The following is a 22,710-nucleotide window of genomic DNA, read 5'->3' on the forward strand; positions in this document are numbered from 1 at the left end:
TGGATGTCTGTTTTTCAAATAAAAAACATGTGCGTGCAAATTAGCAGGCGGTACCGATGGTGACTTGCGTCGACGTATTCGTCCCCTGGTCATCCGCCCAAGACCGACATTTGCGCCAGATTCAAAAACCACGCCGGAAGCAGACCGATCACGATGGTTCCGACGACCGCAATCGCCAGCGCCAGTTTCAAGCCTGGCGTAAACGCCAGCTCGAACTTTCCCGCCGGATCGCGCATGTAGATCACCATGACGATACGAATGTAGAAATAAGCCGCAACCACACTCAGCAGCACTGCGATGACAGAAATCGTCACATGTCCCCCTTCAATCAATGCGACCAGCACATAAAACTTTGCAAAGAACCCCGCCGTAGGCGGAATACCGGCCAAGGCGAACAGAAACAGCAGCATCGACAGGGCAAGCGCAGGGTGCGATCTGGAAAGACCTGAAAAGTCATCAATGGCTTCACCCCGGCCAACCTCGGAACGCATCGCGATTACAGCAGCAAAAATACCGATATTCATGAAGGTATAGATCAACAGGTAAAGCATCACACTTGCCGCACCATCCGGGCCGCCCGCCACAATGCCCAGTAAGACAAAGCCGGAATGGGCGATGCTGGAATATGCCAGCAGGCGCTTGATGTTGTCCTGAACCAGCGCCACGAAACTGCCGAGCGCCATTGTGAAAACAGCAATTACGGCAACAACAATCCAGACGTCCGTCGCAGCCAGTAGGGGGTTCAGGACAACCCGCAGGATTACAGCGAACCCCGCAGCCTTTGGCCCCACGGACATGAAAGCGGTAATGGGGGTAGGCGCACCCTCGTAGACATCGGGAACCCACATGTGAAACGGCACCGCACCAACCTTGAAAACCAATCCAGCCACAATGAACACGACAGCCAGCAACAGACCGGGGTCGCGTTGGCTCGCTGTTACGGCTGTGGCAAGAGCATCGAGTTCCGTGGTGCCGGTCAAACCATAGATCAACGACACCCCGTACAGAAATACGCCCGTCGAAACCGCGCCCAGGATCACATATTTCAGCGCCGCTTCGTTCGAGCGCACCTCGCGCCGCAATAGCCCCGTCAGAACATAAGTGCACAGCGCCATCAGCTCGAGCCCGACGTAGATCGACAGCAAATCGTTGGCTGAGGCCATGATCATCATGCCGGACAACGCAAATAGCAGCAGCACGTTGTATTCTCCGCGCTGGACCCGTTCGATCTCGACATAACGACGCGACAGCAAGAGGGTCAGCACGGTGGAAATGTAGAAAATGGCCTTGAAAAAGGCGGAATAGCGGTCGGACGCGAACATGCCGGAATAGACCAGCAGGTTCTGATCCGCCAACGCCCAGGTCAGCGCGGCGGCGACAAGAACCACGGCAATCGCGGCCAAGTCCAGAATATACCCGCGCTCGGGGCGTACAAACAGGCTCAGGATCAACAGAACGCAGGCCCCGGTGATCACTACGATCTCGGGCAGGCTGACCAGAACCGACTGGAGGAGTTGCGCCTGGTTCACTCCGCACCCTCCTTGTCATGCACCTGTGTCAGCAAGTGATCGGCCGAAGTCTGGATGATGCTAAGGAATGGTTTCGGATAGAGGCCGATCCAGATCACCAGAACGGCAAGAGGCAGGATCGAGGCAAGCTCGCGCCTGTCGAGATCCCAGAAGTCGTACTGCTCTTCCACTCGCGCGCTGCCAAGGGCCACGCGCCTGAACATGCTCAGCAGATATGCGGCTGCCAGAACGGCCCCAAGGATCGAAATGCCCGCCAGCAGCGGATTTGCGGCAAAGGCGCCCGAAAGGATGAGCAATTCGCCGACAAATGAATTCAACCCAGGCAGAGCCATTGATGACAGCGTAAACAACCCAAGAAATATGGAGCAAAACGGCGCTACCTTCATCAGCCCGCCATAATCGGCGATGCTGCGGCTGTGCGTGCGTTCGTACATCAGCCCGACGAACAAAAACAGCGCGCCGGTGGTTATGCCGTGGTTGAGCATCTGCAGAATTCCGCCCGTAACCCCCCGGCTGTTCAGGGCAAAAATGCCGAGCGTGACAAAGCCCATATGAGAGATGCTGGAATAGGCCACCAGTTTTTTCAGATCGTCCTGCGCCAGTGCCAGCAAACCGCCATAGACAATCGCAATGGCGGACAGGATAAGCATGAAGGTGGAAAAATAGACAGACGCCTCGGGCAGCATCGGCAGGGAGAAACGCAGAAAACCGTAGGTGCCCATCTTCAGGAGAACTCCTGCCAGTATGATACTGCCTGCGGTTGGTGCCTCAACATGGGCATCGGGCAGCCAGGTGTGCACCGGCACCATCGGCACCTTCACAGCAAAGGCGATAAGGAAGGCAAAGAACAGCCAGGCTTGTGTAACGAACGCGAGATCCGCGTTCATCAGGGCGAGAATGTCAAAGGTCCTGCCGCCCTGAAAATACAGCACGATAATTCCGATCAGGAACAGCACGCTGCCCGCTAAGGTGTAGAGGAAGAACTTGAACGCCGCATACACACGGCGTTCTCCGCCCCATATACCGATGATCGCGTACATCGGGACCAGCATCGCCTCCCAGAACACGTAAAACAGGAACAGATCGAGCGCCGAAAAGACGCCCAGCATCAGTGTCTGCATGGCAAGCAGACTGACCATGAAGGCCTTTACCATCGTCTCGATGGCATTCCACGATGCGAGAACGCAGATCCAGCCAAGTAGCGCGGTGAGAAAAACAAACAGAATTGATATGCCGTCAACCGCGACGGCATATTTGATCCCCAGCGCGGGTATCCAATTCCGCTCCTCGGCGAACTGCATCTCATGCGTGGACGTGTCGAAACCCAAAAGCAAAAGCAGACAGAGCACAAAATCGACAAGCGTGACCGCAAGCGCGGTCCATTTAATCGTCTTCGCATCCCGCATGAACAGAACAGCAACAACCCCCGCCGTCGGCAGGAAGATGATGAGGCTGAGCAGCGGAAACCCCATGCCGCCCCCTAAAGCCACACAACGGCGAATATTGCGATTGCAGCGATCACGCCTGCGATCATTCCTACCGCGTAGTGAGTAACGATACCGGTCTGAACGCGACGCAGTTTCTCTCCGCCGCGCAGCACCTTGCGGGCGACACCGTTCACGATCGCATCGATCCCGCCGAGATCGGCTCGAAGCCCTGCCTGAGCCGAACGGTGCATGAAGGGCAACAGTGATTTCTCCGACACCGCGCTTACCGCCTGCTCATAGCGCGCGAACGGTTTTTCCGCGAAGCGCATGAACGCCCGCGCGCCCTTGCGATAGAACCAATCCGTGTCGATGCTGATCGTGTCCTCGGGGTCCAGGGCTTTCAGGAACAGTACGAAGCCAAGCGCCGTGAACATCAGGATGCCCATGCTCTCGGTCACATGCGGCCAGGTATAGGGGTGATAGTCGACCTCGTACGGCAAAAGCGCATAAAGCGGTGCGGGATAGACGCCGATGCCGATGCACAACGCTGCAGCGATGCTCATGGCGACCAGCATGTTGCGCGGCGGCTCTGGCGGGCGCAGACCAGAATCTTTTCCAAAGAACATGTAATACGGCAGTTTCAGGCCGGTATGCAGGAATGTCCCCGACGACGCCAACGTCAGCAGCAGCATCACAACCGCCCGGTGATCGTACCCGGCAGCGGACACCACCATCGACTTGGTCACGAAGCCCGAAAAGAAGGGAAAGGCGGAAATCGCAAAGGCCCCGATCATGTAAAGCGTCACAGTCAGCGGCATGGTCCGGTAGAGCCCGCCTAGCTCGGTCAGTTTGCGCCGTCCCGTGACATAGATCACCGCACCTGCGCCCATGAACAGCAGTGCCTTGTAGAGGATATGGGCAAAGGCGTGGCTGGTCGCGCCATTCAGCGCCATCTCGGTTCCGATGCCGATCCCGGCCACCATGTATCCGACCTGACTGACGATGTGGTAAGCCAGCAGGCGGCGGCAATCGTTTTCCATCACCGCATAGATCACCCCGTAGATCGCCATCGCGGTGCCGAACCAGACCAGCAGTTCCGCCCCCGGAAAGCCACGGGCCAGCACGTAGACGGCGGTCTTGGTGGTGAAGGCGCTCAGGAACACTGCGCCGGTGACGGTGGCCTCGGGATAGGCATCCGTCAGCCAGGCGTTCAATGGTGGCACGGCAGCGTTAAGTGTAAAGCCGATCAGAATCAGATAGGCGGCAGCGCCCAGCGGCCCCTCAATCGGGCCGAACATAACCGATCCGGTCGCCGCGCCATGCAGGATGACCCCGCCCAACAGCGCAATGCCCCCAGTGAGATGCACCATCAGATAGCGGAACCCGGCCTGCACCGCCCTTTCATCACCCGCAGCGAAGATGAGATAGGCCGAGGCAAAGGCCATGCCTTCCCAAAACACGAACAGCGTCAGGTAGTCGCCGGCAAATACCACCCCAAGTGCGCTGCCGACATAGAGGAAGGCTGCAACATGCTGGCCTGGTCGCTTCAGATGCAGCGCGTAGACCATGCCAATCAGCGACATGATCGTGAAGACGCTGGCAAAGACCAGGCTGAGCTTGTCGACCCGTGCAATCAGCAGTTCCTGCCCCAGAAACCAAACAGTGCCATAGGAGCCCGGTTGCGCAATCGCAACGACGCCGATGGCAAGGGCCGGGATCAGCAGTTGCCAGAACTTTCGCACCGTACCGTTCAGAAACGGGATCACCAAGGCTCCGACGAAGAACAGGATTGTTGGGTGCACGAACTCAGTCATAGTAGTCTTCGGGCCGCATGAGCCCGCCCTGATGACCGAGGAATTTGGAAACAAATATGATCGCCACGCAGGATGCGAACCCATATACTGCCGACCAGCCTGGCAATCGTTCCCATAGGTATTCAACATGTTCGCGGGGAACCAAAAAATCTGCCACGACGATCAGTGCCAGCACAAGATAGAACAGGCGAAGGCGGAGATTGGCATATTTTGAGTCTCCAAAAAAACTGACGATACGCGCGATCATCTGACCACCTCCTCTGCCAATGTGATGAAATAGCCGGGGAAAATGCCCATCAAGAGTGACAGTATCCCTGTTGCGACCAGCGGCACCGTGACCAAGGGGATTTCACGAACGCGACTATCCCCATCCGTTTCTTTACCAAAAAAGGCGATATAGCTGACTGGCAGGAAATAGGCGGCATTCAGGATCGAACTGACCAACAGCACGACCAGAAACACGAATTGCCCCCCCTCGACCGAGCCCCATGCCAGATACCATTTGGATACAAACCCTCCGGCTGGCGGCACGCCGATCATGCCGAGCGACCCGACGAAGAAGGCGGCCATGGTCCAGGGCAGTTGCCGCCCGATGCCCCCCATCTCGCTGATCTTCCGTTTGCCCGTGGCGCAAAAGATCGAACCCGCACAAAAGAACAACGTGATTTTGGAGAAGGCATGCGCGGCGATATGGATGATACCTCCGACCATTGCGACCGGCGAAAACAGGACCGCCCCGAGGATGATGTAGGACAGCTGACTGACCGTGGAATACGCCAGCCGCGCCTTCAGATCATCGCGGGTCAGCGCGTATATCGACGCGGTCAGAATGGTGAACGAGGCCAGATAGGCCGTGGCGATTGCAAGCCCCAGCGCGTCCATCAGCCCGGTGCCGAAAACATCGAACACCACGCGCAACACGCAAAAGACGCCCATTTTCACCACCGCAACGGCATGCAGAAGCGCACTGACAGGGGTCGGGGCCACCATCGCGGCGGGCAGCCAGGCATGTAACGGCATCAACGACGCCTTTGCGAACCCGAAGAGGTAGCAGAAATAGACAACCGTCAGCAGAACCGGCGCGGTCTCCACCCCGGCCAGTAATCCGCCAGGAACAAAATCGAGCGTGCCTGCCAGGTGGTAGGTCAGCGCTATGGCTGCCAGCAAAGCGCTTTTTGATGCGCCCATCAGGTAGACGAGATATTTGCGGCTGCCCTCCCAGGCCTCGTCGTCCTCGTGGTGGTAAACCAGCGGATAGGTCACGAGGCTCAACACTTCGTAGAAGATTACCAGCGTAAACAGATTGGCTGCGAACGCCCCTCCGACTGCGGCGGCAAGGCTAGCAGCAAAGCAGATGTAGAACCGGGTCTGCGCATGCTCACCGAGGCTGCGCATATACCCGATCGTATAGATCGACGCGAAAATCCACAGCAGCGAGGAAATAGTGGCGAACACCATCCCCAGCGCGTCCACCCGGAATGCGAAATCGACCCCCGGCAGGATTTCGAAAAGAACGAGCTCATAAGTTCCGCCCGACAAAACCCGCGGCGCCATTGACGCAACCAGTGCAAACAGCGCCACGGACGCGACGGGTGACACGAGGTCCCGTGGCCCAACGCGATCACGAAGATAAAGAACCAGACCTGACGCCAGTCCGGCGACGGCGATGGCCAGAAGCGGCCTTATGGAAAAAACCGCCTCCACCGCTACCCTCGCATGATCGTGATTTCATCGACTTTCAGCGTGGCCTTGTTCCGCACCAAGGCAACAAGGATGCCTAGAGCAATCGCAACTTCCGCTGCTGTAATCGCGATGATGAAGATTGCAAAAATACGGCCGCGGAAATCGTCGTGGAAATGGGCGAACGCGATGAAGTTGATGTTGACCGAGTTGAGCAGCAGTTCCAGCGACATCAGCACCACCAGAACATTGCGCCGTATCAGAACCCCGGCAGCGCCGATCACGAACAGGATCACACCCAGAACGATATACCAAGACAGCGGCACCATTAACGCGGCTCCTTCTGCGCCAACACAATGGCACCGATCAAAGCCACAAGCAGGATGACCGAGGCCACTTCGAAAGGCAGCAGGTAATCGGCAAACAGAGTCGTACCCAACTCACGAATCTCGCCGCCGGTCGTAGTCCCCGCGACGGTTTTCGGGAACCGCTGGCCCATCATGACCAGAACCAGCATCTCAATCCCTAACAGTGCCACCAGTCCGAGAGCGGCGAAGTTGCTTCCGGGCAAGAACCGCCTCAGCGACGCGTCGCGGATATCCAGCATCATGGTCACGAACAGGAAAAGGACCAGGATCGCGCCGACATAAACAAAGATCTGGATAACAGCGAGAAGCGGCGCCTGAAGCATCACGAAAATTGCCGAGATATTGATGAAACAAGCCATCAGGGCCACCGCGCTGTGGATTGGATTGCGCGCCAACACCACTCCCAGGGCCGCCGCCACGGCCCCAACTGCAAATATCAGAAAAAACCCCTGTTCCATCGACGTCGACTCCCGACGTACGTATTCCATCCGGTCCAAAACTGCCGGAATTCGGATTGCGGTAATGTTCAAAGTGCCCGTGAATTGTGCCTCAAATGGCGTTTTTTAACAAGAATTTCTCGGAGTTAGGCGCCCGGAACCCTTTCCACCCCGTCTTTTCATGTCCACTAAGCGAACATGCGCATTGTCTGTTCAGGGTCGCTTTTCGCCAGGTCGCGCGCTCTGGCAGGCGACCGGAAACACGCCTCGAGAACGTCGCCAATGGCACGAATCCCAGTGAACGCGGATGCTTCACACAAGGGCTTGTTGCCAATCAAGCCAACCCTACGGCTCGGTCAGACCAGGCCCAATGCCACTGCGGATTTCGGATTGATCGCAAGATCAGAGAAATTTGCGACATTTTCCCCGACGACATTGTCCTGCTGCATCAGTGCGACCTGAGCGGGGGTGATGGGCGGCTTGGGCAAAACTGCCATCGCTGCAGCAAGAAACCACCAGAACCGGTAAGGCACGGGCAACAGCAGCCTCTTTTTGCCACTGCGTCGCGCCAATCGTTGCACTACTTCCTTGTAGGTAAACACATCCGGGCCACCCAGTTCGTATACGTGACCATGAGCTTTCTCTAAACCCAGAGCACGAACGGCCGCCTTTGCAACATCACCTGCATAAACCGGTTGCAGTCGAACACTGCCGTCACCGAAAAGCGGCAGGATCGGCATGCGCCGAAGGATCGCCTCGAGCTCACCGAAAAACACGCCGCTGCGACTGAACATGGCGCTTGGACGCAATATTGTGGCCGACGGAAAGGCGCGACGCACCTCATCCTCTCCTTCCGCTCTGGCGCGAACATAGGATGATGGAGAGTTTAGATCGACACCGATCCCGGAGATGTGAACCAGATGGTCTGTACCGCCGGACGTCGCGGCCTTGGCGACCGCACGCGCTCCGGCTACATGCACATCTCGGAAGGATTCCGTGCGGGTTTCGACGTACAGGCCGATGCAGTTGATCACTGCTGCCGCGCCCGCAAAGGAGCGCTCCAAACTACCCGGGTCAGTTAAATCACTTTGCACCACGCGAACATCGCCTTCAGGATCGCCGCCTGCCCGTGCGATCCTGTCAGGCCAGCGCGTCGCGATGCTGACAGCGAACCCATGCTTCTTCAGTTCTTGAACGACACGGCGTCCAAGGAACCCCGTACCCCCGAGGACGACTGCCGTTTTCCCAGTCTTCGGTGTGATCACATTTGCTTCCTCGTTCGGGACAAATCCACCCACCGGCCTGGATCACCCAGACCACAAGCGGCGATAAGATAAATCTGACTGGTCTTCGCCAACACCTTACAGCGATCCTGACAATCCGACCAAAAAATGCAAAGCAGCCTGTCGGCATCCCGGTCTCGTGTCTATGCGCGTGGCACCGAAACTTGCTTCGGTCTGGTGGGCAATCTTGACACCTGGGGAATACTCGTTGCCCGATCAGGTCTGATCGGGAACACTGCAGGTGAAAAACCCGCGTAATGGACCAGGGCTCTGATGGCTGATCTTGTTGAATGGCTGGCGCGAAATAAACTCGCCAATCTGGAAGGGATACTGGTTGATAATGAAATCGACCTGGATATCCTTTTTGATCTTACGGATGCGGACATGCGCGAGATCGGCCTTTCGCTGGGTGCGCGCAAACGGCTGCAGGCGGCTATCGAAGCAGGTGAGCCCGGTCCACCTCAGCCCGCCGTCTCGGGTTCAACAGTAGGCAGGCGCGACGCCGAGCGGCGGCACCTGACAACGCTATTCGTGGATCTCGTCGGTTCAACAGCCCTGTCAACGCGGTTCGATCCCGAAGAAATGAGCGAGGTGATCAAGCGCTATCAAAACACGGTGGCCGGTATCGTTACCCGCTATGAAGGGCATGTGGCCAAATACATGGGTGACGGTGTCCTGTGCTATTTCGGCTGGCCGGTGGCCCATGAAGACGATGCCGAACGCGCCGTGCGCTCTGGCTTGGCAATCACCCGGTCTATTACCGAGTTGCGTTCGCCTGACGGACAGGAACTGTCGGCGCGTGCCGGCGTGGCGACCGGTATGGTGGTCGTGGGTGATCTCATTGGAGAAGGTGCGGCACAGGAAGAAACCGTAGTCGGAGACACGCCGAACCTTGCCGCCCGTCTCCAGGCATTTGCCAAACCCGGACAGGTTTTGGTCCCCGATTCTACGAAACAGCTAATTCAAGACACTTTTGAGTTGGAACAGATCGGCAGTTTCGACGTCAAAGGGTTTGAAACATCTGTACCCGCGTGGCGGGTCGCCGCGGAACGCAGCCTCGAAGGTCGGTTCGAAGCCAAAGACGTCAAACCTGTCCTGCCAATGATCGGGCGCGACCACGAGTTGGGGCTGATCATGGAACGCTGGCAGCGCGCAATTTCCGGCGAGGGGCAGATCATCGTCCTGATCGGTGAAGCCGGTATCGGGAAGTCCAGATTGACACGCGCCGTCATTGATGCGGTCTCAACGCTGGATCATTTCCGGATCAACTATCACTGCTCACCCTACCATACGGATTCGAGTTTTTATCCAGTCATTCAGCAGCTTTCTCATGCCGTGGGCTTTCTGGAGACCGATTCGGCCAACCAAAAAATCGGGAAACTTCGCGAACAGTTACGTATCGCCGATCCGCGGATCATTGCGGAACTTCTTCAGATTGAAACAGATCCATCTGCTGAAAGATCGGATATGTCCCCGCAACAGCTCCGGCTCCGGATCATGGAGGAGACCTCGGCTGAAGTACAGGCGCTGTCACGGGAAAAGCCGGTTCTCCTGGTCGTAGAGGACGCGCATTGGATCGACGCCTCAACGCTTGCGATGATTGAGGCGTGCCTGGACCGGATCGTGGCCGAACGCGTCATGATTCTGATCACAGGCAGACCGGATTTTCAACACACCTTTGGAGGACATCCAATTGTGTCAAAGCTCACCCTGAACCGGCTGGGTTCTGAGCAGACTGAAAGCGTGCTGGCAAAGAAATCAGGCGGGAAAAGCCTTCCGAGCGAACTGGTCGCTGAAATTATCCATCGGACCGATGGTGTGCCGCTGTTTATAGAAGAACTGACAAAAACCATTCTGGAATCCGGCGACCTGAAAGAAACCAAAAACGGCTTTCAACTCGTCGGTCCCATCGATCGGGTGACCATCCCGGCGACATTGCACGATTCCCTCATGGCGCGGATCGACCGGCTTCAGCCGATGAAGGAGATCGCCCAGATGGCCGCCTGCATCGGCCGCAGTTTTGACCGGGCGTCTCTGGCGAAGATAGCGCGTGTCGATGATCTGCAACTAGATGAGGCGCTTGGTCAGCTTGAGCGCAGCGAACTCGTTTTTCGACGCGGAATGTCTCCGGATGCAACATATGTTTTCAAGCATGCTCTGGTTCGGGATGTGGCCTACGAAAGCTTGCTGAAACGCCGACGCCTGGAAATCCACCGTCGGCTCACCGACCTGTTTGAGGCTGACCCGAAAGCACCCGAAGAGTTGGTCGCACACCACGCAGCTGAGGCCGGGTTGACGGAAAGGGCCGTTCTTTTATGGGGAGAGGCCGCCAAGAAAGCCCAGGCACGACCGGCCTACGTCGAAGCAGGAAACCATCTGCGAAACGCCCTGACACTTGTTTCCTGTTTGATGGACAAGCCGGAATGGCGCGAACGGGAACTGGCGCTTTTGGTGCAGCTCGCCCAGGTTCATATCGCCAAGGACGGTTACGCCTCGGCCGAAGCCAGCGACGCGTTCTCGCAAGCGTTGGAACGGATAGAGGCAACCACGGATCCCGAGCTTAAGGTCGCGATCTACTATGGAACCTGGATTGCGCCTTATATCGGCAACGATCAGCACAGCGCCTTCGATCTTGTATCGAGGCTTGTCGAAGATTTGGCAAATGAACCAGACCCGGTCCCGCGGTTGATCTCGCGTCGGATGCGGGCAGCGACACTCATTGCAAAAGGCCGCTCGGCCGAAGCGCTCGAGGACCTCAACACGGCTTACGCGCTCTATCAATCGGCCGAGATCGTCGACTTTTCCACAAAGTTCGCGCAGGACCCGGGTGTTCAGATTTGGTGCTACATGTTCCTTGCACAGTGGATGTGCGGCGACGAGGACAAGGCGCGGGAGATCGCCAACAAGGCTCTGGCCCGGGCTCGCGAACTCAAACATGCCAATACGATCTGCTATGTCGGTTTACATGATGTCACTTTGTCGATCTGGATTGGCGATGTGAAAAGGGCATCCGAAATCAACGAAGAAATGCGACGCGTCTCGGAAGAGCACGACATGTCGCTATGGAAGGACTTCGTTGCCATTCACGACGCTGTCCTCGCCTGCATGACGGATGAGCCCGGTGCCGTCGACAGGCTGGACGCCGCCTTGGAAGAATATCGCGCCAAGGGGTGTTGGCTATGGGTCACGTTGCATCTGGCAGAACACGCAAAAGCCCAGCTCAGGGCGGGCGATTTTGATGCGGCCCAGAAGACGGTGGATCGCGCATACCGCGAACAGGACAACACAGGAGAACGCTGGGCCGAGGCCGAATTGCACCGCATCGAAGGTGAAATCAGAGCTGCCGTGGGAAAAACCGACGCGGCGAATACCTTCTTTGACCAAGCTGTCTCAGTGGCACAGGTCCAAAAGGCCTATGTGCTGGCTGAGCGCGCGCTCAAATCGAAACGGGCCAACAACAGCACAACTGGTTGAGTAGTGCGATTCAATACGCGATCACGAGGCCCTCAAAAAACAGACCAACTGAACTGGACGTGCTTATTGAGGCCCGCAAAGCGTCTGCGTTGTATACCTTTTATGGGCCTGGTATTTTCTGAGTTTCGCTGTTGTAGCAAATGTTTCCTTACATGGGCCGCAATATCCCATTTGAACGGATGATCAGGCGTTGAAGCCGGTTCAACACAGGTCTTTGGGCGCTTTAGCCAGCTCGCGTCCACTTACTGCTGCTTGATGCTGAAAAAAGTCTGTTTACCCACGACGTGCAAAACCCGAAGCATCAGCCGCTACAACTTCTGGCATGCCCCATATCTGTTAAACCGCGACGGCAACCGGAAAGTTCAGCTGGAATTGTTCCCCGACTTGGGGACCAATGTGTCGCAATATCTCAATTGCCAGGCGTTGTTCCATGAACATCAACCACCAGCGTTCCTAACGTGGGACAGGAGCAATCAGATTTTCCCTATAGAAATCGCGTATCCCTACAGGCGCGACCTGAATGACATCGAATTTCACCTGCTGGATACTAGCAACTTCGCGCTTGTAGAATTTGGCCCGCTGATCGTAATACGTATGTCCAACTTTTTGGATCGCGTTCACAGTTTATCCAATTGATCATTGCGGGCCACGATGCATCCAGTCGCGCGGCAACCCCGGGCTAAGCCTTCCGTCTTTTTGGTACGGCATTTCCACCTTTTGCAGATTTTGCAGCCGCTGCGCGAGCGCGGTTTTTCTTGCTACTTGGTTTGCCCTTGGGTGGTGGTGGACCTTTAGTGGCATCACCGATGGGCTTAGAACCACCGTCTTTGCCTGCGCTGCCGCGTGATTTGCGATTTTTCGGCTTTGCGTCCGTTGATTTGAATTTCCCCTCAGTCTTGCCTTTAGGAGCCGTGGGGGCTTGACGGTGTTCTGGCGCGAGCGCCGGAGCATCTGCCCGGGCCTTCTTAAGCTGTTTTTCCGTCAGATTGGATGGCTTGCGGCCCTCGGGCTTGGACTTGCGGCGACTGAGTGCTGGCGCGTCGCTCCTATCCACCGGCGTAGAATGACCCTTGAACGGCCGTTCTTTCCCTTTGGACGCGCGACTAGGCTTGGTTCGGCCAAATGCCGGCAAATCGGGCGCTTTATCCAATCGGACAAGGTCTTTGGAACCTTCGATTTTCAAATCCGATCCAATAGCTGCCAAAAAACCTTCAACACTGGCTTCACGGATTTCGATATAAGACACGTCATCGGCAATCCGAATGGCGCCGATGTCGTCTTTGGTAAGATCGCCTGCCTTACACACCATTGGCAGCAAATGACGCGGAGACGCATTCTGGTTGCGCCCTTCGGATAGCGAAAACCAGACACTGGGACCAAATGCGGCACGCGGTTTTGGGCTCCGCTGATCGACCGCTGCCAGTTCCTCGGGGGCGGAATGGCGTAACTTGTATTGGCGCAGGTAAGCCGCCGCGATCTGTTCGGGGCTAAATTCTTCGATCAGTTGCTTAACCGCCGTACGCTCACTTTCTGTGATCTCTGACTGCCAGTCATCCGATGCGAACATCCGCGTCTGATCGCGTTCATTCACCTCTTCTGCTGACGGAGCAGCCCCCCAATCTGCAGTCAGCTTGGCGAATTTCAGAATGCGTTCCGCTTTTTTCCGCGATGACGGCTCTACAACCAATGCACTGACGCCTTTGCGCCCCGCACGGCCTGTGCGGCCAGAGCGGTGCAACAGGGTTTCATGGCTGTTTGGCAGTTCGGCATGCACCACCAGATCCAGGTTCGGCAGGTCGATCCCACGGGCGGCTACATCAGTTGCAACGCACACACGAGCCCGCCCATCGCGCATGGATTGTAAGGCATTGGACCGTTCGCTTTGCGTCAACTCGCCCGACAGAGCTACAACCGAGAACCCGCGGTTCGACAGGCGCGTGGTCAGGCGCGACACCATTGCGCGCGTATTGCAGAAGACGATCGCGTTGGGCGCCTCGTAATAGCGCAGCACATTGATAATTGCGTTTTCTCCGTCGCGCGGGGCAACCATCATGGCACGATAATCAATATCGGCGTGTTGGGTTTGTTCGCTGACAGTACTCACACGTTCCGCATCGCGCTGATACCGTGTCGCCAGATTGGCAATCGCACGCGGCACAGTGGCGGAAAACAGCAATGTCTGACGTTCTGTTGGCGTTTCATCCAGGATAAATTCCAGATCCTCGCGGAACCCAAGGTCAAGCATTTCGTCGGCTTCGTCCAGAACCACAGCACGGATTGCTGTCAGATCAATCGAACCACGCATTATATGGTCTCGCAGCCGCCCCGGAGTGGCGACAACGATATGTGCGCCCCGAGCAAGTGCCCGGCGTTCATCGCGCATATCCATGCCTCCAACACAGGAGGCCAGATACGCACCCGCATCAGAATACAACCAGTTCAACTCACGCTTCACCTGCAGCGCCAGTTCCCGGGTCGGTGCAACAACCAATGCCAGCGGGGCGTCCGGCGTTCCGAGCGTTTCCTCTTCGCCTAGCAGAGTGGGCGCAATTGCCAGTCCAAACCCGATGGTTTTTCCCGATCCGGTTTGCGCGGATACCAGCATATCACGCCCTTCCAGTTCGGGCTGAGTCACGGCCAGTTGGACTTGTGTCAAAGTGTCATAGCCCTTGCGGGCAAGCGCATCTGCAATGGTTTGTTTCACGGTGGTGGTTCTTTGTATCGGCCGGGTGATGTGAACCGTGCGGTATTGCAATCAGCGCATCATCCAAGGGTAAGGGCTGCCTCTTATAGGGAGTCATCCGCATTGTATAGCCGAGGCTGACATTATCGTCGCTAAAACTGACTTGTTCTGCCTAGGTCGGCGTATAATGACCTAAGGCTTGACCTTGCCACAGTTCACAACCCGAGCGCGGGGCCTTTTCCTGAAACGAAAATTGGTTCCTGAGTACAAGGTCATACTGATTGCCCAATTTTTCTTACCAATCGCCTTTGCTCGGTACCATAGTGACTGCGATTTCATGGCTCTCATTTTCTATAGGGTGCCATTGTTTTGCGATCGGCTTACAAACTCCCAGACAATCAATCGCTCGGGCCGCTATCTGCTCAATAATGTCATTCTGATCGCGCGGACCGAGGTAAAAGGCGGGCACCGGAGGCATTATCACCGCCCCCATTTCGGTCGCGGATGTCATGTTCCGCAGATGGGCTAGTGTCAGCGGTGCTTCTCGGGTCAAGAGAACCAAAGGCCTGCGCTCTTTGAGTTGGACACTCGCTGCCCTTGTCAGCAAATTGTCATCGAGACCCAGCGAGATGGCAGCAAGGGTCCGCATTGAACAAGGAGCCACGATCATACCCGCAACCGGAACCGAGCCTGACGCAATGCTGGCACCTACATCAGTCGTCGCGTGGTGACGGGTTACCAGATGGCGCAGTTCCTCCAATGCACCCTCGCCACATTCCTGCGCCAAAGTCAGGTTGGCCGCCGGGCTGACGACAAGATCAACCTCGATACCCTGCACGGACAGGTTGCGGGCGATCGCAAGGCTCAGTGCCGCGCCTGACGCCCCGGACACTCCTAAAATGACGCGCGCTTCGGTCATCGGCTCAATTCCGGAAAAAGCCGATCCAGAAGGTCAGTCGCAAAGTCGCGGTCCACGTCAGACGTATACATAACCTCACCCCAGTCCCGACTTGTTTCGCTGCCGATCTTTGTGGTGGCGTCAATGCCCATTTTGCCCGCCAACCCCGGCTGAGGTGAGGCAAAGTCGAGATAATCCATCGGTGTATTCTCCAGCATCATCACGTCGCGGGTAGGGTCCATGCGCGTGGCCAGCGCCCAGGCGATGTCATCCCAGTTTCTTGGATCTATGTCTGAATCCACGGCCACGATCATTTTGGTGTAACTGAACTGCGGCAACATTCCCCAAAGCGCCATCATCACGCGACGCGCCTGCCCGGGATAGCGCTTGTCGATGCTGATGACCGCTATGCGATAGGAACAGGCAGCGGGCGGCAGCCAGAGATCGTGTATTTCAGGGATCTGTGCCTGTATCGTCGGCAACGCGAGCCGGTTGAACACCTCTCCGATGATCGTCGGTTCATCCGGTGGGCGGCCCGTGTAGGTGGACAGGTACAAAGGTGCTTCTCGATGGGTTACGGCGCTGACATGCATAACGGGAAACGGCTCAGCCGGGTTGTAATAGCCGGTGTGATCTCCGAACGGACCTTCGGGCGCAGTTTCTTTTGGGGACACCCATCCTTCCAACACAATTTCGGCATCTGCAGGAACCAGCAGTGGCACAGTTTTGGCAGGCACCAACTTAGGCCGCGTGCCGTTCAAAGCACCGGCAAAGGTCAGTTCGGAAACGGTTTCCGGCAAGGGCAGCGCGGCCGACAGAAGTGTCGCGGGGTTTGCGCCAAGCACAATCGCCACGGGCATTTTCTCGTTACGCCGAGCCCAGCTCCGATGATGTGCGGCCCCGCCGCGATGCGGCAACCAGCGCATGATCAGACGGTCTTGATCCAGCACCTGGACCCGATAAACACCGGCATTGTAGCTGTTGACTGCGTCGGGCTCGCCGGCAAAGGGTCGCGTCACGACGACGGGCCACGTGATGAGTGGACCGGCGTCACCCGGCCAGTGTGTCTGAACAGGCAGTGCAGCTAATTCGACATCATCCCCTGTGTGGACCACGGATTGAACCGGTGCCGATTTGACAACCTTTGGCCGGGTCGCAAGCGCAGCTTTCAGCATTGGCCATCTCGACAACGCATCGCGCAACCCGTCGGGCGGGTTCGGCGATCGGAGAGCGGCCAGAAACACGCCAAGTTCACTCAGCCCGTCTGTCGAAACTCCAAGCCCGGCGGCGACGCGTTCGGTGGTACCGAAGAGGTTCACGACGACCGGGATGTCCGACCGCCTGCCCTGTCCGATCACCGGTTGGTCGAATTGCAGAACAGGCCCTTGCGCCTCCAATACAGCCCGGTGCACTGCGGTCATCTGATGGCGCACTGAAACCGGATCTGGCACGGTTTTGAACTGACCGGTCTCCTGACACCAGTTCAGGAAATGACGAAGGCTGGGATGTGGCGGCAGGGTGCGAATGGGATTGCTCCGGTGAACATTCCTTTCCCCTATCAGCGCATCCGGGAGGCGCACTTGACAACAGTCAATTCACCACACCCGTCCGCAGCCTAGGAAAGCAGCGTGCACATTATTGCTGAGGCTGCAGGAGGTCTGTTTGCCCTATCCTCAAAACCAGATACCGCTTTGCCCCGCCCCGTTGGCGGCGGCGCTGCGGGTTATACCACTCGCGCCGCTGTCACTTTCACTGACTGTGTTTTCCCGCAAGATCGCAAGGAACAATCCCGGCTTGATCAACCGCCTCGGCGAATTTGACACCACCGACTTTGTTCTCGACCCGACTGATCTGCCGATAGTGCTGTGCCTCAACCCAAATGGAGGCCTGCCAAAAGTGAAGCTCACCCGACGACGGCAGGCAAAAGGCTCAACGCGGATTTCCGGTCCACTGGCCGCGCTGCTTGGGCTGGTCCACGGCGCATTCGATGGCGATGCCCTGTTTTTCTCACGCGATCTCGTGGTCGAAGGCGATACGAGTGCGGCTCTGGCTTTACGCAATGCAGTTGACGATGCGGAACTGAATCTGGCCCTGGAGGCGGCATCGCTTTCGGGACCGTTTGCACGCCCGATACAACAGTTAATAGCTCTAGCAGAGCGCCAGACGGGGCTCTGCCTGACCAGGCCAGAGGACGCCGCGCTATGGTGATGGAAATTGTTTGCCCGGCGGGCACCCCAGCCGCACTTCGCGCGGCGGTGAAGGCAGGGGCCCACACTGTCTACTGTGGTTTCAACGACGAAACCAATGCGCGCAACTTTCCGGGCCTGAACTTCGACCGGGCGGAAATGCGCGCCGGGGTGGATTTTGCGCATGCGCATGGCTCCAAGGTGCTGGTTGCCATCAACACCTTTCCCCGCGCTGGCGATGAAGCAATCTGGCACCGCGCGGTTAGTGCTGCCGAAGCCAGCGGCGCGGACGCGGTTATTCTGGCTGACCTCGGCCTGCTGGATTATGCGGCCCGAAACCATCCCGGATTGCGTAGGCATCTTTCAGTGCAGGCCGCAGCAGCAAACGCCGATGTCATCAATTTTTACGCGGATACCTTTGGCGTAAAACGCGTCGTTCTGCCCCGCGTCCTGTCAGTGCCCGAGATTGCCGCGATCAATTGCGAAACCAAGGTCGAGACCGAAGTGTTTGTCTTTGGCGGGCTTTGCGTGATGGCGGAGGGGCGTTGCTCGTTGTCATCCTACGCCACAGGATTGTCACCCAATATGAACGGCGTCTGCTCACCGGCAAGCCACGTCGAGTACAACGAACAACAGGGCGTGCTGGATGCCCGACTGGGCGGGTATCTCATTCACCGCGTCGAAAAAGGTCAGCCTGCGCCCTACCCGACACTATGCAAGGGGTGTTTCTCAGCTGGTGACAAGACCGGCCACCTTTTCGAGGACCCCGTCAGCCTGAATGCGGAAAAGCTGATTCCTCAGCTGCAAAAGGCTGGCGTCACAGCATTGAAAATCGAAGGTCGACAACGGTCGAAGTCTTATGTCGCGCAGGTTGTACGCAATTTCCGCACTGCCGTGGATGCGTTGGAGGCGGGTCAACCAATGCCCGAAGGCATGCTGGCGCGTTTGTCTGAGGGACAGGCCATGACGACCGGCGCTTACAAAAAGACTTGGAGATAGCGCGATGGAATTGACAGTCGGTCCCAACCAGTTCTTCTGGCCAGCCGATACCTGGAGCGGGTTTTACAACGATCTTGCCGGCTCGCCGGTGGACCGTGTCGTGATCGGAGAGCTGGTTTGCTCAAAACGTTTGCCATTCTATCAGGAACGAATTCCTGAAGCGATTTCCAAACTGGTTGAGGCCGGAATAGACGTTGCTTTGACCAGTTTAGCCCTCGTGACGCTAAAGCGTGAACGCAAGTTGACGTCAGAATTGGCCGAAATGGGCATCGCAATTGAGATCAACGATTTGACAGCGCTGGCGCATCTGCCCGAAGGCACCGGCTTTTCGGTTGGACCGCTGGTGAACGTCTACAACGAAGGCACGCTGAGATGGCTGGCCTCGCGTGGCGCGCGGCGAGTTTGCCTGCCGCCGGAATTGCCTATCAAATCGGTTGAATCCCTGGTGAAAGCAGCCGCAGATCTGGGGGTGGCGATAGAAGTTTGGGGGCATGGACGCCTGCCGCTGGCGATCTCGGGGCGGTGTTATCACGCGCGCCTGCATGGCCGCACCAAAGACAATTGCCAGTTCGCCTGCGAGGACGATCCTGATGGGTTGGACGTGCGCACCGAGGACGGCAGGCCCTTCATGGCGATGAACGGGGTGCAGACCCTTTCAGATAGCTACGCCTGCACCGATCATCAGATCGAATTGTTGCGTTCTGTGGGTGTCTCGGCCCTGCGTCTGTCGCCGCAATCTCAGGGCTTCATGCAATTGTGCTCAATGTATCGGCAGCGGCTTGACCGCAATCTGAACCGGGGAGAATTGTCAAAAGACGTCCTGTCCACCAACCCTGGTATTCGCCTGAGTGATGGGTTTTTGTTGGGGGCATGCGGGGCAGACTGGTCCGGCGCCTGAAGTCCGTGACGACCATGGTGGGCAGAAGCGAGTTCTTCCTCAATTTCTGGGAGGCCCCACACCGCCCGCTGTTTTCGGCAGCCATTTGTTGCGCGTTGCTGTCAATAGCATGGTGGCCGCTGGGGGTCCGAATTGGGCTTCCTTATCCGAAGTTTGAGCCGGTAGTCGTTTGGCATATTCATGAGCTAATTTTCGGTTTTAGTTCGGCAGCTATCGGAGGGTACCTGCTGACGGCGCTTCCGGCATGGACAGGAAAGCCTCCGGTACGGGGTGCCATTCTGAAAGTGCTGCTGACTTTTTGGGTATCCGCGCGTCTTGCCATGGGTCTTGCCTCTCACGTCCCGAATGCGGCACTCCTTTTCCTCAATACCGGTTATTTTTTGCTGCTGGCGGGGATCGTCGGACACCAACTGCTGTCAAAAGGCGTTTTTAACAAGCTTTGGTTTTTGCTCGCTCCAATCGGTCTCGGCTTCGGAGAAGCTCTGTTTCTGCGGACGACATTAACCGGATCGCCATGGTTCAGTATCGAACTGGGTCATTCGCTGTTGATTGGGCTTGTACTATTGATGGCCAGCGTCGGAATGCGGGCGATCCCGGCCTTCACCAACAACTGGCATGCGCAAAACGACCGCGGAAATCCGGCGTGTACAGGTTCCGAAAAAAATCGGGCAATAGTGCAAGCCTTATTGGCCATTGCGGTTATTCTTAGCCTCTCTGGTCAAAATGACTTGGCCCATCTTACGATGATTGCGGCGGCAGTAGTGCTTTTTTGGATCATGCGTCGCTGGCAAAGCCTGTCTGCACTGTCCAACCCACTTCTTGCAGCGCAGCATCTTGCCTTTCTATGGCTACCCGTTGGTTCGACGGCGGTCGGAATCGCGGGCCTCTTCCCCGCAATCTACCCAACAACCGGCGCATGGCATGCGATAACGATCGGAGGAATGTCCGGGCTGGTAATGGCGATATCAGGGCGCGCTGCAGCACATACTCCAGACGGCGACATGCAAGCAAATTCAGGATTCACAATTGGGTTTTCTTTGGTCTGGTTCGCAACATGGGTTCGCTTGGCAGCACCGGCCTTTCCCGGTGCGCCGCTGGTTACATTGGCATCGGTGCTTTGGTGCTCAGGCTGGATCGCATTCGCTGTCGGGTACTTGCCTGCTCTGACCAGCCCATTGCGACGCCCGGTGCTCAGTGGCCGAAGGCACGGAGCAAATACCTGACTCCATATTCCAGCTGAACTTGGAATGACGGGCCCGCCACAAGCAATTCCGACCCGGGCCAACCAGGCTTTCCGCGTCAATGCCGATTGAACTTCCACAAGGTGCTAAGTGCCTCAGCCTGATCAACCTTTCGGGTCATGGTCTCGGATAACAAAGTGCTTTGTCGTCGTTTCCAGCACTTCCCAATACCCGCGAAAGCCATTTGGAATAATGAAACTTGCTCCGGTGCGAAAATCCTGCCGGGTTCCGTCCTCATGAATTAAGGCGCAATGTCCTTCAACGATGAAGCAATATTCGTCTTTATCCGCGAACGCATGCCACTTACCCGGTGTCGAAGTCCAGGTGCCAGCCGAAAGCTTTCCATCCGGGCTGGCGAAATGCACTCCAATCTTGTGATACGGGTCGCCTTCGACAACGCGGTCCGGCAGATCTGCAAGACGGCGTTCGCTGCGTGTTGCGGGATCTTCGAACATGTTGATGACATGTGCAGTCATTTTCACATCTCCAGATTCGTTTGAGTGTTTGTTTCAGTTGCGGCCATTCAGGTCGATGACCTGAAAGGCCGCTTCATCGGCAATGCCGACTATCCTCAGCTCGCTTCTTACGGGTTATCTGTCACTTGCTTCAGTAGTGCAGCAGATAGACACCTGCCAAAACGAACAGGGCGATGAAAAGCGTCTCGGCCACGATCAGAGCGATGGCTTGTCCACCAACGTCCAGAATTCGCTTGAGCGACGTCTTCATCCCAACCGCGGCAATAGATACGAGCAGGGCCCAGCGGCTCAGGCCGGCCATGGCTTCTGAGACCAATGCGGGGATCAAGCCAAGCGAATTCAGCGTCGCGAAGATCAGAAAACCCACGACAAACATCGGCAGGATCGGCGGCCGCTTGCCTTCTTCGTCCCCGAACTCGGCATGGCGACGCACGAGGGCAGATATTACCAGCACCACCGGTGCAAGCATTGCCACCCGGATCAACTTGACCATTGTTGCCACTTCGCCGGTTTCGTCCGACACCGAAAAGCCCGCTCCGACGACCTGCGCCACGTCATGGATCGTGCCGCCCAGGAATACGCCCGAAATCTCGTCATCAAACGCAAAAGTTTCGGTCAGGATCGGGTAGGCAATCATCGCAACCGTAGAAAGCACCGTCACTGAGAGAACGGTGAAGATCAGGTTGCGTTCGGAATGCTCGTTCTTTGGCAGAATGGCGGACAGTGCCATCGCGGCTGACGCGCCGCAAATTGCGACCGAACCACCGGTAAGAACCCCAAACCGCCAGCCACGCCCAAGCAATCGAGCACCGAGCAATCCAAAAAGGATCGTCAGTATCACACCAGCGATGACAACCGCGATCAATTGCGGACCCAACCCAACCATCAGTTCGACCGAGATGCGGGCACCCAAAAGCGCTACGCCAAATCTCAGTACAGTGCGTGCGGTGAAATCGATGCCAGCCTTGCAATCGCCCGCGTCGTCTTCTGCGAGAAAATGAAAGGCAATGCCAAGTAGCAGCGCCATCAACATCGCAGGCGCGCCATAATGTTCCGATAAGAACTGTGCGGCAACGGCGACAACCACGGATACAAGAAACCCGTGGCCGTTTTTCCGCACAAATGAGCGAGCCCAGGTTACGGGCGATTGAGATGCACCTAACGTCTGCATCGTTTTTCCTTTGCTGAATTCTGGGTTTTCCTGTGGAACACCCGAAAAGGGCCCAAGCCTGACAGAGGCTTGGGCAATTGCTTGTTTATACCGCCTCTTTTTGGGGTGTCATGTCTGCGTCTGAGATGCCTGCGACGGCGACGGGT

Annotated in this window: 18 protein-coding genes; 5 read left to right on the forward strand and 13 right to left on the reverse strand. The window is 57.0% G+C overall.

What is annotated here, in order from left to right; translation table 11 throughout:
• Positions 1-89 precede the first annotated feature (89 nt).
• The 8 genes from GOX66_RS13935 to GOX66_RS13970 form a co-directional block, all read right to left on the reverse strand.
• Entirely contained in the window at positions 90-1,529 is a 1,440-nt protein-coding gene (locus GOX66_RS13935; RefSeq protein WP_170763340.1) for an NADH-quinone oxidoreductase subunit NuoN, read from the reverse strand.
• A complete protein-coding gene (locus GOX66_RS13940) occupies positions 1,526-3,001 on the reverse strand; it encodes an NADH-quinone oxidoreductase subunit M (RefSeq protein ID WP_170763341.1) in 1,476 nt (491 codons plus the stop codon). The genes GOX66_RS13935 and GOX66_RS13940 overlap by 4 nt, the downstream gene beginning before the upstream one ends.
• 8 nt (positions 3,002-3,009) lie before the next feature.
• A complete protein-coding gene (locus GOX66_RS13945) occupies positions 3,010-4,770 on the reverse strand; it encodes a Na(+)/H(+) antiporter subunit D (protein ID WP_170763342.1) in 1,761 nt (586 codons plus the stop codon).
• Positions 4,763-5,017 (reverse strand): hypothetical protein, encoded by a 255-nt coding sequence (locus GOX66_RS13950; protein ID WP_170763343.1) that lies wholly within the window; start codon positions 5,015-5,017, stop codon positions 4,763-4,765. Before GOX66_RS13950 ends, GOX66_RS13945 begins: the two co-directional genes overlap by 8 nt.
• Complete coding sequence (locus GOX66_RS13955) at positions 5,014-6,474, reverse strand: proton-conducting transporter transmembrane domain-containing protein (protein WP_170763344.1); 1,461 nt, start codon at positions 6,472-6,474, stop codon at positions 5,014-5,016. Before GOX66_RS13955 ends, GOX66_RS13950 begins: the two co-directional genes overlap by 4 nt.
• A gap of 2 nt (positions 6,475-6,476) precedes the next feature.
• Complete coding sequence (gene nuoK / locus GOX66_RS13960) at positions 6,477-6,779, reverse strand: NADH-quinone oxidoreductase subunit NuoK (RefSeq protein ID WP_170763345.1); 303 nt, start codon at positions 6,777-6,779, stop codon at positions 6,477-6,479.
• Positions 6,779-7,276, reverse strand: a complete 498-nt coding sequence (locus tag GOX66_RS13965; RefSeq protein ID WP_170763346.1) for an NADH-quinone oxidoreductase subunit J family protein — start codon at positions 7,274-7,276, stop codon at positions 6,779-6,781. The genes nuoK and GOX66_RS13965 overlap by 1 nt, the downstream gene beginning before the upstream one ends.
• A 335-nt stretch (positions 7,277-7,611) precedes the next feature.
• Positions 7,612-8,520, reverse strand: coding sequence for a complex I NDUFA9 subunit family protein (locus GOX66_RS13970; RefSeq protein WP_336509480.1), 909 nt, complete (start codon positions 8,518-8,520; stop codon positions 7,612-7,614).
• 291 nt (positions 8,521-8,811) lie between these two features.
• Here GOX66_RS13970 and GOX66_RS13975 point away from each other — a divergent pair, with 291 nt between their 5' ends.
• Positions 8,812-12,012, forward strand: a complete 3,201-nt coding sequence (locus GOX66_RS13975) for an ATP-binding protein (RefSeq protein ID WP_170763347.1) — start codon at positions 8,812-8,814, stop codon at positions 12,010-12,012.
• A gap of 679 nt (positions 12,013-12,691) precedes the next feature.
• On the opposite strand, the gene GOX66_RS13980 is transcribed toward GOX66_RS13975, so the two are convergent.
• The 3 genes from GOX66_RS13980 to GOX66_RS13990 form a co-directional block, all read right to left on the reverse strand.
• Entirely contained in the window at positions 12,692-14,716 is a 2,025-nt protein-coding gene (locus tag GOX66_RS13980) for a DEAD/DEAH box helicase (RefSeq protein WP_170763348.1), read from the reverse strand.
• 274 nt (positions 14,717-14,990) lie between these two features.
• Positions 14,991-15,614 carry a UbiX family flavin prenyltransferase gene (locus tag GOX66_RS13985; protein WP_170763349.1) on the reverse strand — a complete coding sequence of 208 codons (624 nt, stop codon included), beginning with the start codon at positions 15,612-15,614 and terminating at the stop codon, positions 14,991-14,993.
• Positions 15,611-17,119 carry a UbiD family decarboxylase gene (locus tag GOX66_RS13990; RefSeq protein WP_170763360.1) on the reverse strand — a complete coding sequence of 503 codons (1,509 nt, stop codon included), beginning with the start codon at positions 17,117-17,119 and terminating at the stop codon, positions 15,611-15,613. Before GOX66_RS13990 ends, GOX66_RS13985 begins: the two co-directional genes overlap by 4 nt.
• Positions 17,120-17,255: 136 nt before the next feature.
• On the opposite strand from GOX66_RS13990, the gene ubiT reads away from it, so the two are divergent.
• Genes ubiT through GOX66_RS14010 form a run of 4 tightly spaced genes read left to right on the forward strand, consistent with a single transcriptional unit; the run spans position 17,256 to position 20,899 of the window.
• Positions 17,256-17,801 (forward strand): ubiquinone anaerobic biosynthesis accessory factor UbiT, encoded by a 546-nt coding sequence (gene ubiT, locus GOX66_RS13995; RefSeq protein ID WP_174822739.1) that lies wholly within the window; start codon positions 17,256-17,258, stop codon positions 17,799-17,801.
• On the forward strand, positions 17,801-18,778 hold the full coding sequence (ubiU, locus tag GOX66_RS14000; RefSeq protein ID WP_170763361.1) for a ubiquinone anaerobic biosynthesis protein UbiU: 978 nt from the start codon (positions 17,801-17,803) through the stop codon (positions 18,776-18,778). The genes ubiT and ubiU overlap by 1 nt, the downstream gene beginning before the upstream one ends.
• Before the next feature lie 4 nt (positions 18,779-18,782).
• Positions 18,783-19,676, forward strand: a complete 894-nt coding sequence (gene ubiV / locus GOX66_RS14005) for a ubiquinone anaerobic biosynthesis protein UbiV (RefSeq protein WP_170763350.1) — start codon at positions 18,783-18,785, stop codon at positions 19,674-19,676.
• A 14-nt stretch (positions 19,677-19,690) separates the two neighbouring features.
• Positions 19,691-20,899: an NnrS family protein gene (locus GOX66_RS14010; protein ID WP_237212612.1), complete on the forward strand. Its 1,209-nt coding sequence runs from the start codon at positions 19,691-19,693 to the stop codon at positions 20,897-20,899.
• Positions 20,900-21,021: 122 nt separating this feature from the next.
• On the opposite strand, the gene GOX66_RS14015 is transcribed toward GOX66_RS14010, so the two are convergent.
• Positions 21,022-21,393 carry a cupin domain-containing protein gene (locus GOX66_RS14015; protein ID WP_170763352.1) on the reverse strand — a complete coding sequence of 124 codons (372 nt, stop codon included), beginning with the start codon at positions 21,391-21,393 and terminating at the stop codon, positions 21,022-21,024.
• A 130-nt stretch (positions 21,394-21,523) separates the two neighbouring features.
• Positions 21,524-22,564, reverse strand: coding sequence for a YeiH family protein (locus GOX66_RS14020; protein ID WP_170763353.1), 1,041 nt, complete (start codon positions 22,562-22,564; stop codon positions 21,524-21,526).
• Positions 22,565-22,710 lie beyond the last annotated feature (146 nt).

The organism is Ruegeria lacuscaerulensis, assembly GCF_013031245.1.
Lineage (GTDB): Bacteria > Pseudomonadota > Alphaproteobacteria > Rhodobacterales > Rhodobacteraceae > Ruegeria > Ruegeria lacuscaerulensis_C.

Excerpts from the sequence above, each read along its gene's own strand:
- GOX66_RS13940 (WP_170763341.1), bottom strand. The coding sequence starts at position 3,001 with ATGGGGTTTCCGCTGCTCAGCCTCATCATCTTCCTGCCGACGGCGGGG.
- GOX66_RS13945 (WP_170763342.1), bottom strand. The coding sequence starts at position 4,770 with ATGACTGAGTTCGTGCACCCAACAATCCTGTTCTTCGTCGGAGCCTTG.
- GOX66_RS13950 (WP_170763343.1), bottom strand. The coding sequence starts at position 5,017 with ATGATCGCGCGTATCGTCAGTTTTTTTGGAGACTCAAAATATGCCAAT.
- nuoK (WP_170763345.1), bottom strand. The coding sequence starts at position 6,779 with ATGGTGCCGCTGTCTTGGTATATCGTTCTGGGTGTGATCCTGTTCGTG.
- GOX66_RS13965 (WP_170763346.1), bottom strand. The coding sequence starts at position 7,276 with ATGGAACAGGGGTTTTTTCTGATATTTGCAGTTGGGGCCGTGGCGGCG.
- GOX66_RS13975 (WP_170763347.1), top strand. The coding sequence starts at position 8,812 with ATGGCTGATCTTGTTGAATGGCTGGCGCGAAATAAACTCGCCAATCTG.
- GOX66_RS13985 (WP_170763349.1), bottom strand. The coding sequence starts at position 15,614 with ATGACCGAAGCGCGCGTCATTTTAGGAGTGTCCGGGGCGTCAGGCGCG.
- ubiU (WP_170763361.1), top strand. The coding sequence starts at position 17,801 with ATGGAAATTGTTTGCCCGGCGGGCACCCCAGCCGCACTTCGCGCGGCG.
- ubiV (WP_170763350.1), top strand. The coding sequence starts at position 18,783 with ATGGAATTGACAGTCGGTCCCAACCAGTTCTTCTGGCCAGCCGATACC.
- GOX66_RS14010 (WP_237212612.1), top strand. The coding sequence starts at position 19,691 with ATGGTGGGCAGAAGCGAGTTCTTCCTCAATTTCTGGGAGGCCCCACAC.
- GOX66_RS14015 (WP_170763352.1), bottom strand. The coding sequence starts at position 21,393 with ATGACTGCACATGTCATCAACATGTTCGAAGATCCCGCAACACGCAGC.
- GOX66_RS14020 (WP_170763353.1), bottom strand. The coding sequence starts at position 22,564 with ATGCAGACGTTAGGTGCATCTCAATCGCCCGTAACCTGGGCTCGCTCA.